At 45.9% G+C, this 17,810-nt stretch carries 13 protein-coding genes; 4 read left to right on the top strand and 9 right to left on the bottom strand.

Going from position 1 to position 17,810, the window contains the following annotated elements; genetic code table 11:
* Nucleotides 1-198: 198 nt before the first annotated feature.
* The 4 genes from gyrB to dnaA all read right to left on the bottom strand — a co-directional run bounded on the left by gyrB (nucleotide 199) and on the right by dnaA (nucleotide 6,691).
* Nucleotides 199-2,703 carry a DNA topoisomerase (ATP-hydrolyzing) subunit B gene (gene gyrB / locus OXH39_24630; protein ID MCY3553653.1) on the bottom strand — a complete coding sequence of 835 codons (2,505 nt, stop codon included), beginning with the start codon at nucleotides 2,701-2,703 and terminating at the stop codon, nucleotides 199-201.
* A gap of 272 nt (nucleotides 2,704-2,975) precedes the next feature.
* Nucleotides 2,976-3,470 (bottom strand): DUF721 domain-containing protein, encoded by a 495-nt coding sequence (locus tag OXH39_24625; GenBank protein MCY3553652.1) that lies wholly within the window; start codon nucleotides 3,468-3,470, stop codon nucleotides 2,976-2,978.
* A 41-nt stretch (nucleotides 3,471-3,511) separates the two neighbouring features.
* Entirely contained in the window at nucleotides 3,512-4,927 is a 1,416-nt protein-coding gene (locus OXH39_24620; GenBank protein MCY3553651.1) for a DNA replication/repair protein RecF, read from the bottom strand.
* 372 nt (nucleotides 4,928-5,299) lie between these two features.
* A complete protein-coding gene (gene dnaA / locus OXH39_24615) occupies nucleotides 5,300-6,691 on the bottom strand; it encodes a chromosomal replication initiator protein DnaA (GenBank protein MCY3553650.1) in 1,392 nt (463 codons plus the stop codon).
* A gap of 725 nt (nucleotides 6,692-7,416) precedes the next feature.
* Here dnaA and rpmH point away from each other — a divergent pair.
* A complete protein-coding gene (rpmH, locus tag OXH39_24610; GenBank protein MCY3553649.1) occupies nucleotides 7,417-7,551 on the top strand; it encodes a 50S ribosomal protein L34 in 135 nt (44 codons plus the stop codon).
* Nucleotides 7,552-7,636: 85 nt separating this feature from the next.
* Complete coding sequence (locus OXH39_24605; protein ID MCY3553648.1) at nucleotides 7,637-8,902, top strand: 4-hydroxy-3-methylbut-2-enyl diphosphate reductase; 1,266 nt, start codon at nucleotides 7,637-7,639, stop codon at nucleotides 8,900-8,902.
* A 74-nt stretch (nucleotides 8,903-8,976) separates the two neighbouring features.
* Here OXH39_24605 and hisC read toward each other — a convergent pair whose 3' ends face one another.
* The 3 genes from hisC to OXH39_24590 form a co-directional block, all read right to left on the bottom strand.
* Nucleotides 8,977-10,071 carry a histidinol-phosphate transaminase gene (gene hisC / locus OXH39_24600; protein MCY3553647.1) on the bottom strand — a complete coding sequence of 365 codons (1,095 nt, stop codon included), beginning with the start codon at nucleotides 10,069-10,071 and terminating at the stop codon, nucleotides 8,977-8,979.
* Between the two features lie 109 nt (nucleotides 10,072-10,180).
* Entirely contained in the window at nucleotides 10,181-11,260 is a 1,080-nt protein-coding gene (locus OXH39_24595) for an NAD(P)-binding domain-containing protein (GenBank protein ID MCY3553646.1), read from the bottom strand.
* A 49-nt stretch (nucleotides 11,261-11,309) separates the two neighbouring features.
* Nucleotides 11,310-14,024, bottom strand: coding sequence for a glycoside hydrolase family 2 (locus tag OXH39_24590; protein MCY3553645.1), 2,715 nt, complete (start codon nucleotides 14,022-14,024; stop codon nucleotides 11,310-11,312).
* A 788-nt stretch (nucleotides 14,025-14,812) separates the two neighbouring features.
* Here OXH39_24590 and OXH39_24585 point away from each other — a divergent pair.
* Nucleotides 14,813-14,995: a hypothetical protein gene (locus tag OXH39_24585; GenBank protein MCY3553644.1), complete on the top strand. Its 183-nt coding sequence runs from the start codon at nucleotides 14,813-14,815 to the stop codon at nucleotides 14,993-14,995.
* Nucleotides 14,996-15,022: 27 nt separating this feature from the next.
* Nucleotides 15,023-15,832 carry a class I SAM-dependent methyltransferase gene (locus OXH39_24580; GenBank protein ID MCY3553643.1) on the top strand — a complete coding sequence of 270 codons (810 nt, stop codon included), beginning with the start codon at nucleotides 15,023-15,025 and terminating at the stop codon, nucleotides 15,830-15,832.
* Between the two features lie 184 nt (nucleotides 15,833-16,016).
* Here the strand turns inward: OXH39_24580 and OXH39_24575 are convergent, their stop codons facing one another.
* Both OXH39_24575 and OXH39_24570 read right to left on the bottom strand, forming a co-directional pair.
* The gene (locus OXH39_24575) at nucleotides 16,017-16,163 is read right to left on the bottom strand and encodes a hypothetical protein (GenBank protein ID MCY3553642.1); all 147 of its coding nucleotides are present in this window, start codon (nucleotides 16,161-16,163) and stop codon (nucleotides 16,017-16,019) included.
* Complete coding sequence (locus OXH39_24570) at nucleotides 16,153-17,787, bottom strand: AAA-like domain-containing protein (GenBank protein MCY3553641.1); 1,635 nt, start codon at nucleotides 17,785-17,787, stop codon at nucleotides 16,153-16,155. The genes OXH39_24575 and OXH39_24570 overlap by 11 nt, the downstream gene beginning before the upstream one ends.
* Nucleotides 17,788-17,810: the final 23 nt, after the last annotated feature.

Here is a 17,810-nt window from a genome sequence, read left to right as displayed (position 1 = left end):
TGAAGGATACCCAGTATCCTGACTTTTGGCAACTATTATTTATGAAACACCCTCATTTAATTATTCCTTTCTATATGGATAATCTACAGAAGCCGTTGTTCAAACAACTGTAAGAACAACCTTCTGATCGGGATACTTAAAAGTATAGATAGTTTGTCGATCCCTAAAATGGGTGGCTGCCGGGACAAGAATAAAAAACTAAGCACCGTACAAGTCGAGATTTACCTGAGTCCCGTAACGCTCTATGAATTCGCGTCGGGGCTCGACGGTATCTCCCATGAGAAGTGTAAAGATGCGGTCGGCTTCGACAGCGTCTTCAAGCGTCACTCTAAGGAGGATGCGTTCATCTGGACGCATAGTGGTGTCGCGTAATTGTTCGGCGTTCATTTCAGCTAAGCCTTTGTATCGGGTAATAGTAAGACCTCGGTGTTCAATTTCAAAAAGGTATTTCACGAGTGAAGAGATGTCTTCCGCATGATACATCTCTCCGCTTTCGGACTGAACGCTAAACAATTTTTCACTTTTCAATGTATCTGAGGCATCCGCATCTTCCGGCGATAGGAAGTCTGTGTCTTGAATGTCGAACTCAGCAAGTTTCTCAAGTTCCCGACGTAATTCGTGATGCCAGGTCCGTGTCCGTGGAGTAGAGTCCCCAATATTCTGTCTACCGGTCCTTTCGTCGACTGCACTGCGTCCAGCATCACCGAAAAGTGTAGGTTGCATGCTGGTAGTGGACGTTGATTCCTCAGATGTCTCCTCGGATGTTGTAGTTAAGGGGACAATCTCCTGAGAAGGCATCTCAAGCGTAGCAAGCAATTTATCTACCTTATCGGACGCGTCTGTTGAGTTTGTGGTCTCGCCCGCCAAGTTTGAGAGTGGTATGCCACTTCGATTGATTTGGTCGAGGAGGTTGCGAATTTTGCGAACAGAACTGGCGATCGTCCGATACTCTGAAACTGTATACGGGGTATCCCTTCGAGCATTTGTTATCTGGACGGTATCAAGTGCTAAGGTAAGGAGGTAGTCCTCCATTTCCTCATCGTCTTGTAGATATTGTGAATTTCTCCCCTTTTTGACTTGATAGAGCGGCGGTTGGGCAATATAAAGATGTCCACCGGCAATGAGGTCAGGCATCTGACGAAAGAAGAAAGTTAGAAGAAGCGTTCGGATGTGTGCACCATCAACATCTGCATCTGCCATGATGATAATTTTCGCGTAGCGGAGTTTTTCGAGGTTGAATTCCTCGGCACCAATGCCTGTTCCCAATGCCGTGATGATGTCAATGACTTGAGCGTTTTTGAGTATTTTGTCAAGCCTCGCTTTATCTACGTTAATGCCTTTACCTTTAAGAGGAAGGACAGCTTGATTCTGCCGATCCCGTCCCTGTTTGGCGGTACCACCGGCGGAATCTCCTTCCACAAGAAAAAGCTCTGTTCGGGATGAGTCGCGTTCAGAGCAGTCGGCGAGTTTTCCTGGCATTGAAGCGGAGTCAAGGACACCTTTGCGGCGAACCACTTCTCGGGCACTGCGGGCGGCCTCACGTGCTCGCGCAGCATCAATCGATTTTTGAATAATGCGTTTGGAGACAGAAGGATTTTCTTCCAGAAGCGTTTTAAGTTGGGCACCGACGAAACTCTGGACGATACCCTCAACCTCCGTGTTCCCAAGTTTGGACTTCGTTTGTCCCTCAAATTGTGGATCCGGAACTTTGACGCTGATGACTGCAGTCATTCCTTCACGGATATCTTCGCCAGTAAGGTCTATTTTTGCACTCCGCAAGAGATCGTTGGCAGTAGCGTAGGTTTTGAAGGCTCTCGTGAGAGCACTCTTAAAACCGCTTTCGTGGAAGCCGCCTTCAGCCGTACGGATATTGTTAGCATAGGAACTAATGTTTTCGGTGTAAGTGGTGTTGAACTGAAATGCGATCTCTATCGAAACTTCTGAATGAACACCTTCTATGTAGATAGGTTGCGGATGGAGTACCTCTTTATTTTCGTTATAATAAGTAACAAAGGAAGCAAGACCGCCATCATATTGAAAACTAATTGGTTCCGAATTTTCCTCATCGCGTTCATCCTGAAATTTGATAAGGACACCTTTGTTCAGGAAGGCGAGTTCTCTGAGCCGGTCGCGGAGCGTATCGTGTGAGAAGTCGAGGGTGTCAAATATTTCGGAATCCGGCATGAATGTAGTCTGAGTACCGGTTTTTTTGCTGGTTCCAATTTTCTCTACAGATGTTTGTGGAATGCCGCGCTCGTAGCGTTGTTCGTAAATCGAGCCGTTTTGCTTGACTTGGACATGCAACCATTCGGAAAGAGCGTTGACGCAGGAAGCACCGACACCGTGTAACCCACCGGCAGTTTGGTAACCGACTTGCTCGCGACCATCGAATTTGCCGCCAGCGTGTAATGTGGTCATAACGACCTCAAGGGCGGAAACCCCCGTTGCGTGTGTGTCAACAGGAATACCACGCCCGTCGTCGCTAACGGTCACACTGCCATCGCGATGAAGCTTAACTTCAACTTGTGTACCGTAACCCGCACCGATTTCATCTATGCAGTTGTCCACTAATTCTGTAACGAGGTGGTGTAATCCAGCAGGACCTGTGCTACCGATGTACATGCTTGGACGTTTTCTAACAGCCTCAAGCCCTTCAAGGATTTGTATATCACTTGCTGTATATGTTTGGATTTCTTTTGACATTTTTGATTGTAATCCCTCGCCTTGTTTTTTGGCTGTGTGCTTTACAATAATCGTTCCAGCGGGAGCGATTATTTTTTACCGAGTTGGTGCCGCCACTAACCAATATGATTTGTTCTTGCTATAATGACGAATTACGCGCTGGATTGTCAGGCGATTCCTTATGTGCCTCCTTTAGATAGGTGAGTGGTTTTCAATGAATGGAATAGGACGCGTATCGTTTCGCTATACGTACCTTAACGTCTTAAATAGGATAACATGTTTCAACTATTTTGTCAAGGCTCATCCTCGCTTTGTGTGGTGAACAGGCGTCGCAAAGATTTTTTTACTTCTGTGTCTGTTAAAGTGGCGAGTGATTGCTCTATTCTCTCTAGCTTTTCGGATTTTACCTGATGGTTTATGGTCTTGGAATTCCTTGAGTTTGCCTTTGACTTTTTTTTCCTTGAAGGGACACTTTTTTCCTCGTGAGCGGCGTGGACTTGATGTAGTTCTATTCGAAGTTCTGTGATGATCAATTGTCCTAATTCCGCGTTCAGGTCGTCCAAAATCTTCTGTTTGTAAAATAGGAGTTCTGTTCTATATGGAGGATATTCTGTGTAAATCTTCAATGTCCCGTCTGACAACGATACTGGGACTGTTTTTGTACCGAGTGGTGTCCCAAGATACTCTCGCCAGAGAGTAAACACTTTTTGTTCAAGCATCTTAGGCTCAAGCTGAAGCCTTTGATTGAGTTCCTTAAGGATTTGCTGTAAGTCTTGGGTTTTGGACATTTTTTAATTTCTTTAAGGATTCTTGAGTAGAACTGTTACGCTTAGGATTTCTCACTGGTTTCGGAGATGCAGCTTATCTGGGCATTCTCTACTGTTAGGACGTTCGGTTGATTGAGGTGGTGGACGAGAGGCTCGGTATGTGTCGCGGTGATGAAAGTTTGCGCGCTCAGATTCTGTAGGACCTTTAACAGGTACCCGGTCCGTTTATAATCCAGTTCTGAAGTGACATCATCCAGAAGTACTATTGGATCCCGACCTGTTATAGCGCGTATTAACTCTAACTCTGCTAATTTAAGTGCTAATGCAATCGTCCGCTGTTGACCCTGTGACCCATAAGCCCGTGCTCCCTCCCGGAATATTTCACTTGTTTGGAGTGTCGCTGCTTCTGGTAGCGTAGGAAGGGGTGGCTCAGACGCTGTGTCTTTTTGGTCTTCTGTCTCAATCTCTGGAAGTTCTAAAACCTTAGCAGAATTCTCGCCTTGAGAATTGAGGTCGTGCGTTGCAAATGTATTCTCCAATTCGATTAAAAAATCGTCGCGGTGCGGTCCGACAAGAGTCGTTCCTCTCTGTAAATCTGCACGCCGCGAGGCACTCAGTGCCTCACCGAAGTGCTTTGCTACCTTGATTTCGCTCTCGGACTCAACGGAGCCGACCTCTAATTCATCCTCCGCTTCGTTTATCAAATTTTCCGTAGTCTCATCCTCTACATCTCTTACTGACGTATCGTTCCGCACCAGTGCAGAACGATACGTCAATAAGAGGTTTTCTTGATCTCCTGTGAGTCTCTGGTGATTTCGCGTGGCGTAGGCTTTCAATTGGTGAAAAATTTCTGATCTCTTTACAATAATTGCGGTACCGTGTGCAATTAAAAGTTTGTCCCAAACATCTAATTGAACTGTATTCGCTAACGCCATGCGAATTTGCTTCAATAGTTCATTTCGCTGCTTGAGAACAAGTCTGTACTGCTGTAAGTTTTTTAGGTAGTTGTTGTCAATCTGTGAGATAAGCAGATCTAAAAACCTTCGCCGTTCTGACGGTCCCCCTTTCACCAATATGAGCGATTCCGGCGAGAAGAGTACAGCATTAAACTGACCGATCCATTCGGAACGCTTTGTTTGAAGCACACCGTTCTTTTTCAATTTAAACTCACCTCGTGCGCGCTTTGTTGCTTCAAGAGACATCACATCGTCACTACTATTTTCTAACGTTCCCTTCAAATAGAATCCCGTTTCATTATGCCGAATCAGTTCACCATCGCGAGTCGCACGATGTGATTCAGCGGTACAAAGGAAATAGATTGCTTCAAGCAAACTTGTTTTGCCCTGCGCGTTCCCACCAATAATTAAATTGACAGGCTTAGGAAAGTTAACTTCGCAATCAATATAGTTACGGAAATTGCGTAGAACGATATGGCTTAATAACATCTGTTTGTAAACGTAAAAATTTTCCTTCGCCATTGTGTACTATTTGATAATTTTTCGATGATTTTTGATACTTGTCCACACCCCTAATATTTGTACTAATTTCTATATATATATTATAGTATTAAATTTAGTAGTAGTAGTAGGGGCTGTGGATAAGTGGATAACTCGCTTAAACCCTTGTCACCATTGACAAGTACCCTGTGGATAACCTGTGGATAACTTTTTGACTTATCCACAGGTTATCCACAAACGCAGAAACCCTGTAATCTATCCACAAGTTATCCACAATCTATCCACAAAGAATTACAAAGTTATCCACAGGTTATCCACAGGTTATCCACAGGTTTAAAAAGCACCGTAAAACTGAAAAGTGGCAACTTCGGATGCCAACACCAGCGGATTTCGTTAGCGGAATTGATTGAGTAATAGAGTAATCATTTCTTGCTCTTCGTCATTTTCCGCAATCATTTTTTCTATTTGTCTGCAGGCATAGAGGATAGTGGTATGATCTTCCCTATTAAAAGCTTGGGCAATATTTGAATATGACATCTGTGTGAGTTCTCTACACATGTACATAGCGATCTGACGCGCTCTCGCCAATTCCCTTGTCCGTTTCTGAGACACGAGGTCCTCTATTTCAATTCCAAAGTGATCGGCGACTGCTGTCTGTATTCCTTTGGATGTAGCAGTTTTTCGGAGTCGAATCGGTGAAGGGGTACCGACATCGTTCAGTACTTGCCGTGCGAATTCTAAGGTCAAATCTTCTTTGAGTATCGTAGCTTGAGCGATTAGGCGCAAAAGAGTACCTTCTAATTCTCGGATGTTGGTTGTGACAACCTCAGCGATGTAACTGAGTACTTCATCGGGGACACTCCCCCATCCTTGATCTCGGCATTTTTGGCGCAGGATAGCGATCCGTATTTCGTATTGCGGCATGTTAATTTCGGCTACCATACCTGACTGGAACCGGGATTGGAGGCGTTCTTCGAGATTTTCGAGGTTATCTGGTGTCCGGTCACTGCTCATGACTATTTGATTTGAGTTCATGTGGAGGGCATTAAATGTATTGAAGAATTCCTCTTGTGTTCCCTCCTTACGTTGTAAGAACTGTATGTCATCAATCAAGAGCATATCTGCTGTTCGGTATTTTGTCCGGAATCCTTGCGCCGATCCTCGATTGACAATGGACTCAACATATTCATTCATGAAGGTTTCTGATGTGACGTAGAGGACCTTCTTATCAGGTTGGTTCGCTAAAAGCCGATTGCCAATTGCATGTAACAGATGGGTTTTTCCCAATCCAACACCACCATAGATAAAGAGCGGATTGTAGTCGCGTCCAGGATTTTCAGAAACCGCCAAGGCTGTGGCGTGACAAATCATATTGCTTGAACCGACAATAAATCTATCAAATCGATAGTTAGGATTCAACCCCGTCTCACTTTGTGTCAATGACGCGGGTTCACCTCTATCTGAAGTCTTTTCTGAATCGTGTAATTGGTTAAAACTTCCCTCGGGCTGAGTTTCTTCAAGATCGGTGCTGTCCTCGGACGTGGATTCATCTACAGTGAGAATTAGGGCACACTGTGCACCGATAAGTGTCGCTAACACCCGTTGGATATCGGTACGAAATCGTTCTTCAATTCGCGCACGCGTGTAAGCAGAAGGGACGGCTATGTTCAATGCCTCCGCTGTAATTGAAAGGGGGACGGCTTGGTGAAGGTAAACATCCTGTTGTGCTGTGTCACTGAGCCTCTCTAATATTTCCAGCCAGACTTCGTTGGGGGTGTGCCGCATGAGCATATTCCTAAATTTCGCGTTTAATAATAATACTAAAGTTTGGACAATTTATAGTAAGGATCGAAACATGTAGACAGGTTTTCAGGAAAGCAACGCTTATGACCGCTGGCGAGGAAGTTTTGCTGGGGTGTTGTTTCTAATATCCTCGCCTTCCTGTAATCGCCAAATAAGTGTGAACTTTACCGTAAGTTTGTTTGACGCGTAATGTTCAAACCTTTTGATATTTTTCTATGAGTTTTCACGCGAGTATCACTCGTAAAAAAGCATCTCATCGGTTTCCAAGAGCTGCAGCCCCGTAGGGGTGGTATCTGTATAGAAATCTATCATACGAAAACCTATGAAAAATTGTCCGAAATATAGTAGTAATAATATGAGTAAAAAATAGTGATCTGTCTATAATGTATAAATTCAATATTATAATTTTTTTCTGTCTAACCCAACCAACTCTTAAATCGAACTTACGTAAAAATATCATATCATTTTATTGCAGGGATGTCAACATTTTTTGTAAAAAATTTTAAATTTCCGAATTCATATCTTAAGTTCCATAGACAAAATTTTGGACTAAAATTGAGATTTGATCAAGGGAAAAGTAGCGAAAAATTTGACAAACGTCCAAAAATAGCGTATTATTTTAAAGCGAAAAATACAACCGCCAATGCGGAATGCAAATTCAATTTTAGGTATTAAAACAGAGCCGAGACAGAAAAGAGGTGATGTTAATGAAGCGCACATATCAACCACATCGTCGGAAAAGAAAAAATAAGTTAGGCTTCCGTAAACGGATGTCTACGCGGCATGGAAGACAAACTATTGCCCGCCGCCGTGCGAAAGGACGAAAAGTTCTGAGTGCCTAAAGAGCCTTGTTAAACGCCAATCTACAGATTTTAATCTCTGGAAGGAACCTAATTTACAACGAGGAAAAGTTCATTCCCTTACCTTATCCAAGGACGCAAAACGCGAATGCCCCGAACTTTTAAACTACCTCACTTCTACCATAGTCCGGTGATTTCTGTAGTTAAACACGCGCGTCGAGAAACTGATGCGCGAAAGCGAGATCTTTCGCCTACACTGTTAAACTTCGGTCCCGTTCGATTTAAAATCGCCCGCCATTTCGGTTTCTGCTATGGTGTTGAAAACGCCATTGAAATCGCCTATCAAGCATTGGCAGAAAACCCGGATAAACGTATCTTCCTGTTATCTGAAATTATTCACAATCCACGTGTCAACGAAAACTTAAGACAGCGCGGTGTCCAATTCCTAATGGATACCGCTGGCACACAACTCCTCCCTTTTGATATTTTAATGCCTGAGGATGTCGTCATTGTTCCTGCCTTCGGTACTACACTTGAAGTGGAACAAGCACTTAAGGCGCGCGGTGTTACGCTCACTGCTTATAACACAACATGCCCCTTCGTTGAGAAAGTTTGGCGGCGAAGTGAGGAAATTGGTAGACAGGATTACACCGTCGTTATCCACGGAAAACGTTACCATGAAGAAACGCGGGCAACTTTTTCCCATGCACAAGCGGGTGCACCTGTTGTAGTTGTTCGCGACCTCAAAGAAGCACAGGATCTAGCAAAGGTGATATCTGGGGTGGAGGATGCCACGTTCTTCTTTGAAAGGTTTGCCGACCGTTTCTCTCACGGCTTTGATCCTACTATTCATCTCAGACGCATCGGTGTTGTCAACCAAACAACGATGCTTGCTACTGAAACGGAGGCGATCGCTGATTTACTGCGAGAGGCAATCAGGAACGCTTACGGAGAGACTGAGATGTCAACACATTTCGCCGATACAAAAGATACCCTCTGTTATGCCACCAAGGAAAATCAAGATGCAACTCTTGCGCTCATTGCCGACGGTGGCGATGTCGCAGTCGTCGTCGGTGGTTATAATTCATCCAATACCAGCCATCTTGTGGAACTCTGTCAGCAACATCTTCCTACCTATTTTATTCGAGATGCAGACGAGCTGCTCAGTGCTAAACGGATTCGCCATCTCGAATTGGAGACAAAACAGGTGAAGACTACGGAGAATTGGCTTTTTGAGGAAACTGGTTCGGCGCGAAATATCCCCACCGACATCGTGCTGACTGCCGGTGCTTCTTGCCCCGATGTGTTGCTTGACGAGGTATTGCAAAAAATCGTCGGATGGTTTCCAAATACCCGCTCTATAGAAGAAGTCTTGGAACCCTACAACACCTAATTCTCACCCCTTAGTTGTTAGTTAGCAACGGTCTGCTCGCTGACAACCCAAAAACAGCGATATCCTTCCAAGAACTATTCCAGCGTTGCAAGGGCATTTAGGAGAGCCGATGTATGCGCCGGTTTACCGACACTAATCCGGACGTGATCTCGTAAGCGTGATGTATTAAAGTATCGGATAAAAATGCCCCGCTCAGACAACGCAGTTTTCAGCCCCGCCGCGTCCCTTCCAACAACCCTTGACAGAATGAAATTCGCCTCACTCGGATAAGGCTCCAAAAAATCGAAATCTCGCAGGGCGGAGTAGAGTCTTTCACGTTCTGCCACAATTTTCCGTACGTTTTCCCGCAGTTGACCTACATCCGATAACGAAGCCAACGCAGCAACCCCCCCTGCAACGTTTACATTGTACGGTTGTTTAATCTTCAACAGATGCGAGATTATCCAGTGGGGGAAGACTCCGTAGCCTACTCGCAATCCTGCGAGTCCTGCCCACTTGCTGAATGTCCGAAGCACGATTAAATTTTCGTGTTCTAAAACCCAGTCTACGCGGCTATTCCCAGCAAATTCGATATATGCTTCATCTAATACAACAATTAGCGGCAATTGAAGCAATTGCCGAAGACATGCATCGCTAAGGATACTCCCGTCAGGATTGTTTGGACTTGTAATAAAGAGGATTTTTGTGTTTTCGTTGTTGGTAATGCTTTTAGTAGCTTCTTCAGTGTCTAACGAAAAATCCGCTTTCCGTTCGACATCAATTATCTTTCCGCCATTAAGTTCTGTGTCGAAACGGTACATGCCGAATGTTGGAGGGCAGTTGATGACAGCATCTCCGGGGGTGACGAACAGTCGAATTACAAGATCGATCAGTTCGTCTGCGCCCTGTCCAGCGACTATATGCGTTGAATCGATGCCTATGTACTGGCTCAACGCCTCACGAAGTGCTGTACTGTCTGGATCCGGATATATATGATAATAGGTTTCATCCGCTAACGCGCTGTATATGCGAGGCGAGGGACCGTAGGGGTTCTCATTCGCATCAAGTTTAATGATGTCCTCAACTGGGATGCCGAGGCGTTGGCTAAGCACATCAAACGGCACGATGGGAGTATAGGGTGCCATGTCTGCGATGTCTGAACGGATGAGGTTTTTATAGTTTTTAGTCATCAGTCATCAGTTATCAGTGAAGAGGTTTTCCTATAACAATCAACCGTTTTCTAAAGTACGCCAGGAGAGGCAATTGTTGTAGGGTCCCCTCTTAACTGACGACTATTTACTATTGTTGGCTTGGGTTCGGTGAAGTTCTCACTTCAACTGCCTTTGGTGTTAAAGCACCTATTGGTGCTTCACCCTTCAGCACCCGCACGAAATCATCCACGGTCATATCTGCCACGCGTAAGTTGGAATCTTCCGTTCTGCCCGCGATATGTGGGGTATGAACAACGTTATCTCGATTCCGCAGTTCATCGTCGATGGGTACTGGTTCGTGATCGTAAACATCAAATGCGCCTGCGAGTTCGTCTTTGACAATCCGTTCGCGCAATGCTTCCATATCAACCGCATGGGCGCGCGTAATCACGACAACCAAACTGCCCTTCCGCAAGTGGTAGATACGCTCTCTATTCAACAGATGCCGCGCTGAAGGAGTTGGTGGAACTGCTACAAAGACAATATCAGAACTATCGGCGAGCGTATCCATATCAGCACGTTGCACGTCCCATTCTTGAAGGAGTTCGTCTGGGACGTAAGGATCAAATCCCATCACTGTTGCCCCGAAAACTCGGCACCATTTTGCAATTTTCCCTCCAATCTGACCGAGACCGATAACACCTATTTGTTTGGTGCCAAGGTCACCGTTGACGAAGTCTGGATCGTCACAGAATTGGTGCGCAACGGGGAGTTTATCACCCCATATTGGGTTCTCCCAATCCCATAGTTTTTCACGGTTTGCCATTCTCAGGTGCCACTGTGCTGTCCGACGCAGCGAAGACAAAGCAAGACCGAAGGCACACTCAGCCACAGATTGCGACCATGCCCGTGTCGATTCAATGACCGGGATACCACGTGCCTGAAGGGCTTGGTATGGGATACCGTGGCCAGAATTATCTGTCATTGCTCCGAACACTTTAAGTTTCGGGGCGTTGTCAATGCATGCTTCAGTCAGATTTCCACCGAAGTGGGATATGCCGATGGTTTCGCTTAAGTCAACCTGTTCATGAATCGGATCTCGGCTGCTGGTATTGAGAACGAGCGTTACGCCGAGTTCCTCTAACCGACTCACCATCTGTTCGTGTACGAAGGGCCAAGAAACTTCCAAGTTAGGATGACGTGTAAATACAAATTCAGGACTTGCCATTTTTTTAATTTTCCTTTTTAACCGAAAACTGAAAACCGATAACCGATAACTATTTCCGATGAATAAGCAGATATGGTCCAGTCGGATATCTGCCCATGCGTGCTCCATAAAGTGCGAAACCGCCTTTTGCTTCGGCATCCGCTTTCACTTCATACCGCACTGTTAATGTATCTGCCTTGCCATTCAGAACGAGTGATGGATCAACTTTCACGTTGTACAAATAGCCGTAGATGCCGGGTTGCTCATGGATATAAGAGAGCACACCGCGCGCATCCGCCGGACAATCTGGAATGCGAACCGTTTCAATTTCAGTGCCGTTAACTGAAATCGTCACATCGGATGGATATTTCTCCGGCTCCGTTTGACGTGCCCCACCATAAAAACTGGATGCTTCAAAAATAAGTTCCATCTCTGCAACATCTGCCCCACCGAGCTCTTCTGGTAAGGAAATCTCATATTCAACATAGCCACTTTCTACTGCAGAGAAGAGTTGCTCGCTGGTTGTGGGTTCATCCCAAGAGGATTCGGACGTGTTTCCGGGTGTATAGTTGAGGCGAACGGTTCCTGAATCATCCGATTCAATTGCCGGTATTGCCTTAACGAAATGCTCGAAATTGATGAAGTTACGGGCAGCAACGGTACCGGTGTGATCTGTTACCCAGACGTGGAGTGTGCCAACAGCGGGGTGAACGTCAGGCATGGTAAGTCCAAGTTTATGAACCTTTTGTACTTGATACTGTGGAAATGGAATATCAACGCTTCCAGAGACCTGTCCACGTGTGATGTCGCCAGTCGCTGACATCGTATCCAATTGCCAGTGAAGTGTCGCGCCTGTAATAGTTTTGTGTGAGAAGTGGCTCGCATAGATATCAGCTTGTATCCGATCTCCAGGGGCGACCGTTGTACCGGGTGGATAATCAATCGCGATAAAGTCTAACGTATTAATGTCGAGATAATCGTATCCAAATGATTTTATTGACCGGTCGTAGTTCATGAAACCGTTGTGTTCCCACTCAATGTCCTGCAACTCGGTGTAGATGTAACCGCAGATTTTCGGGTGAAGACGGAGTTCATTCGTCAGGTATTTGAAACACCATGAGACATCCTTATCCCCTGCCCCTGCCGAAATACCACCGTATTCACTATTAATTAGGGGAGCATCGGTTTGCACATTACCACCGACATAATTGAATGCTGAGCCAGGGTATGTCTCTTCTACGACGTTCGCGATATGTTCTTTCGCGTGTTCGTAATCATTGATATAGAAATGCCACGAATTAATGTCCGTTTCCACATGGTCATACAGACAGGGTGAGTTATCCTCAATGAGACGGGTAGTATCGAGAGATTTCGCGAGGTGATACATCTCGCGCACCCATTCTTGCCGTTCCTGCATCTCACTGTATTCCCTACCACCAAGTCCCCAAGTTTCGTTGAAATTGCACCAGGAGATGATAGACGGATGGTTATAATCACGATCAATGTTCCCGCGAAGTGTTTCCTCAAATCGGGCTTTCGCTTTTTCGGTGTAGTTGCCGAAGTTCGGGATGTCGCACATGAAGAGCAACCCTAATTTGTCAGCCCAGTAGTAAAGGCGAGGTTCATCTACTTTAATATGGAGGCGGAGGAAATTGAAGCCGAATTCCTTTGCGCGTTCAACATCCCTGCGGATGGCTTCGTCTGTCAAAAACGTATACACGCTTTCAGGGTTAAATGACTGATTAAGCGCACCGAGCAGATAGACCGGTCGGTTGTTAAGGTAGATATATTGATAGTCTCCGCCGGGGGCTTTTTCGATAGAAACCTTCCGCATTCCAAAGTAGGTAAAGATCCTGTCAATAATGCTATCTTCTGCTACCAATTCAAGTTTAACGTCGTAGAGATTTGGCGTGTCTACATCCCACAGACGGAGTTGTTCAGGAGGGATACTCACTGTGAATTGTGTTTCATTGTTGGACACCTGAGTGGAGCCACTGAGTTCACCGCAATTCCAACATAGGGTTAACCCTGTATTTTCTATGTCTCCATCTATTTTGACAGTGAACGTAGCAGAGGCGTTATCGATGTCAGGTGTGATGTGACACTGCGCAATGTGTGTCGCACTTCTCGGTTCAAGGTAGACAGTTTGCCAGATACCACTGGTGCGGACATACCAACCTATCTGTTTACCAGCGAGTTGTTCGCTGTGGTCCTGTGCGTCCTCTGCACGCACAACGATGGTTGTAGGTTCTCCTGACGTGAGAGCGTCTGTGATGTCAAATTCAAAGGGTAAGTACCCATTTTCGTATGTGCCGATTTGGTTTCCGTTTACCCAGACTGTCGTTTCCCAGTCAACGGCACCGAACTTCAAGATAACGCGTCTGTCTCCCCAATTTTCGGGGATAGAGACTATTCTACGATACCAGCCGATTGTATGCCTCGGTTCGTCTCGGTAATTGCCTTCGCGGTCCAAGCCGCCACAGGTAACCTCTTCGGGGTTGAGATAAGCATTTTTGCTCAAGTAATTTTCATTGCTTGCTTGTTCTTCTTCGCCCCATGCTGCGAGGCTTTCCCAAGGGTAAGGCACCTGTATTTGCGATGTCCACGGAGAGTCGGCAGTCGGTACAGTTGCGAACCATTGGTTCTGTTCACCAATATCGTCGGGGTCGAATGCGAATTCCCATGTCCCGTTGAGGCAGAGCCAGTCGATGCCTTCTGATGTCCCGCGTTGGAAGTCTGGGCGCGGATATTCTGGGCGCGGTGTGTCTGTATTGTTCCCTCTCATTTTTTTCCTTTTTTTTATAGTTTTCAGTAAACCTGCGTAGCAGGCGAACGGAAAACTACTATATCATAAATTTCTTTTCTTATCAATTTTTTTCTGTCCGTCTGCCAGAGCCATTCAATTGTCGCGAAGTCCCCTTGTGGAAAGGAAACCTTGCAAGTCCGATTGAACAGCAAACGCGTTTGTAGTGGCGTAATTCATCAATAACCCTTGTAGCCCCAGATCCGGTAAGCACTGTTTTGCGGCGTACGCGAAGAAACACCCCAGCAAAAACCCCAAATGCGACCTGCATTCCAACTGCGCCGGGTTTGAGCCATAAACTTTGTACACGCCTTTAGTTATCGGTTATCAATGAATCCACGTCATCTGTTACATCTCAAGAAAGCACTCAGAAAAGCGTTGGGGTTCACTGCAGGACTGATTTGCTTTCGCAAACTTCATTAGGGACCCCTGAAAAAGTGGTAAAATTGGGCAGGATTTGGAAGGTGTTTCGTCAGCCGCGCGGTAACGGTTATAGTAAGTCCTATTTAAAAAATTTGACAATTTTTGCATTTTATAGTAAACTTTATGTGACGCTGATTTCATGCTGAAGCACATCTGCTAACATCGCCTGGATCGCGTCAGGGGCAGCTCCCCCGTTTTCGGGGTGCGCAGCAGGTGGTGATAACACCTGCCACGCGTAGCACTGCCATAGTCATAGTATAGCAACGCTGGTTTCTATTATAGCAAATAACGGGTTTCCGTTGTGTGTTATTTATAGGGGCCAGCCCCCAAAAAAAGGAGTGCCTAACATGAAAACACGCCTCTTGCGGTGGGTCCCCATCGAGCTTTTCTTATTCGTGGCGACAATAAGTTTCGCACGGTATATCGCCGCTGCGGCACAGTCCCCCTGTCGTCCGACCCCCGAAATCTGCCACCCTCGAATACAACCCCTACTGTGTCAATCGACTACTTGTCCCGATGCAGAATTGTAGGTTTTACACATCAGGAGACCTTTTCTCATGGCAGAAAGAACAGATCCAACACAAAAAGAGAATCATCCATTTTACTGTCAGTATCGCGCCGTCTATGAATACGCAACACAATTCACACAGGGGCAGCGCGTATTGGACCTCGGATGCGGCGAGGGATACGGTGCCCACCTATTGGCACAACACGCAAAAGAGGTCGTCGCCGTTGACAAAGACAAAAAGACCATACAACAAGCAAAGCAAAAATACGATCTCCCCAATCTCGATTTCTACATCCAAGATGTCTCACAACTTCACAAATATTTTCCTTATACGTTTGATGTCGTCTGCTGTTTTCATCTCATTGAATACCTAAGAACTCCCGAGTATTTCTTGGAGGAAGTCGCCAAACGCTTGGTCCACCCCGCAGCAGTGCTTCTCATTTCAACACCGAATCGATATTCTCCACTTCGGGAGTCTACAAGTCTCCAATCGCCCTATCACGAATGCGAATACAACGCCAGCGAGTTCCGAAATCTTCTTTCAATGCATTTTAAAGATGTGACGCTTTATACACTCCAAGGGAGTTCAAAAGTACAGCAATTTCAAGAGCTCCGGGCACAGCGCATCCAAAAGATTTTCAACTATGATATCCTAAAAATGCGGCACTGGCTCCCCAAGCCACTCTTACGACTGAGTTTTGATGTCGGGGGGACGTTATTAAAATCGTTCATAAGTGCCACGTATGACGACTTGACGCACGGCATCACTACTGCCGATTTTCAGGTCACCGAGGTACAACTCTACACAGGTTTAGACTTAATCGGAGTCTGTCGAACTCCATTGGACACGCTTGAATAAAAACCTATACCTCACCCAAGTTGCTACTAACAAGTTTTGCACATTTTTCAGAATGGCAGACCCCGGAGGGGCACCCGATCCTTATCGGAGACGCACGCCTGAAAAATCCTGAAAAGTGGAGGTTGCGCCGCCGTTGACATCCGTTTTCGATGGAATCTTCACCACAGCAAAGCATGGTCGAAAATTATTGAATCTCGCCGCGGACGGTCAGCGCGCTTGCGATGGAAAGGAAGTCTCTGCCTTCTTCAACCCTGTCGTGGTTGTAGCTCAGGCCGAGGTGGAAATTTGCTATGATATGCGTGCTGATGTGCTGTGGGGCATCAATTGGCATTTGAAGGGGCTGTTTGTATGACAGGAATGATATAACTCCGAATGCTCACGCCAGCCATGGTTTCCGTTTCTACACGAGGTTCTGGTTTTTGGCGGTGATCGAACACGACATAATATCCTTCTGTCACACCTTCTGATTTAAGATATACTGCAAGTTGCTGCTTACCTATCTGGTAGCGGACATCTCCGCGCCAAATCTTTGTTTCAACAATATATTTCCGCTGGTTATGCGTGATACACAGATCCATTTTGCCTGCTCCTGTTGGTACTTCAAAGGACATGACTCCGCCTACTGCTTTGACAAACGAGTCCAGATAGGTAAGAAGGAGATGCCTGCCGACATACTCTCGCGGCGTTTCGGGTACCTGGAGAATCTTGAAACCTACACGTGTAATGAAATCCCGGAAGTTATCCAGGAGCCGTGCTATCTCAAGATGTCCTTTCGGCGTGAGGTAATTTTGAAATTCGCCGGTTGTGTTCTCTGCAAAATAGTCCCGCTCCAATCCATTCACTGTGGGGGTGAATGCTTGCATAATGTGATGTAGATAGATAGGGTTGACAATCTGACACCTTCCATCAGCACCATTCTGTATGACTCCATAAGTTGTCAGCTCACTGATAATGTCGTCGTGCGGATTGAAGCGAATGCCTTCTTCATAAGTCATGATTCTCATCAGGAGCCTTTCAAACTGCCGACTTTTTCGGATATTGGTCGTTAGGTGCTCAATGTTGGTGTTCTTTTCGAGAAGAAGGCTCTTATGTGCTACTGTGAAGTGATGCCTCGTGATAATCTCAGTTTTTGGAATGTCTAGCTCTTCAGTAAGAATTTGTGCTGCGCGGTTGACAAGGAAAGGTTGTCCAGCAGTTTCTTTGTGGAGCATCTGGATGACCTCTGGAGCGAAGGGTTGTCCGACTTCATCCGTGTATTGGGCAAGGAGTTCACTGACCTGTTCGAGAGTAAAGTTTGGCACGACGAACTCGTCTTGGATATTGAATGGAGAAACGGAGGTATCATAGTTGAGTTGCCTGATATTCTTAACGCCGACGATGCCGACGCTGTGAGGGCTGCGCGGCTTACCGGCAACGTAAATGTGGCGCAGCGAGTGAAGAAACCCTTTAAGCACATTACGCGGAATGCCATCAAATTCATCAATGAGAAGCACTACCCGCTGGGTCAGGGACGGTGGTTGTGTTGGGTTCCGTGTATCGCGCGACAGAAGTTTTGCAAACTGTCGAAAGAACCTGCGCATGGAACGGTGATCGGTAATGCCGTTGTTATTCTCCAAAAAGTCTGCTAATTGCACAGAAGGCACCTCGCAGCGTTGCTCAAAAACATTCTCTATCTGTTCAAGGATATCTTCGTAGAGACCTCTGTAAAAATCGATGGCAGTATCGTCTTCAGCCTCTTCAAAATTAAGTTGAATAGGAAAATAGTGTTGTTCTTGGGTTGTAAGGGTATCCAACGCGCGTTGAAAAAATGTCGTTTTTCCGGTCTGTCGGGGCGCGAAGATGACGATGTATTTTCCACTTTTGACGCGTGCGATGAAATCAGCGGTTTCCGTAGAACGCGTGACGATGTAGTTATCGTGAGGATTGACAGGCCCTTGTGTTCCGAAAGTTCTCATGGTTTTCTCCTCCTTGTTCAAGC

The sequence above is a fragment of the Candidatus Poribacteria bacterium genome, assembly GCA_026702755.1.
Taxonomy (GTDB): Bacteria; Poribacteria; WGA-4E; order WGA-4E; family WGA-3G; genus WGA-3G.
Note: the sequence above shows the minus strand (reverse complement) of the source record. Positions and strands in the feature narration are given on the sequence as shown.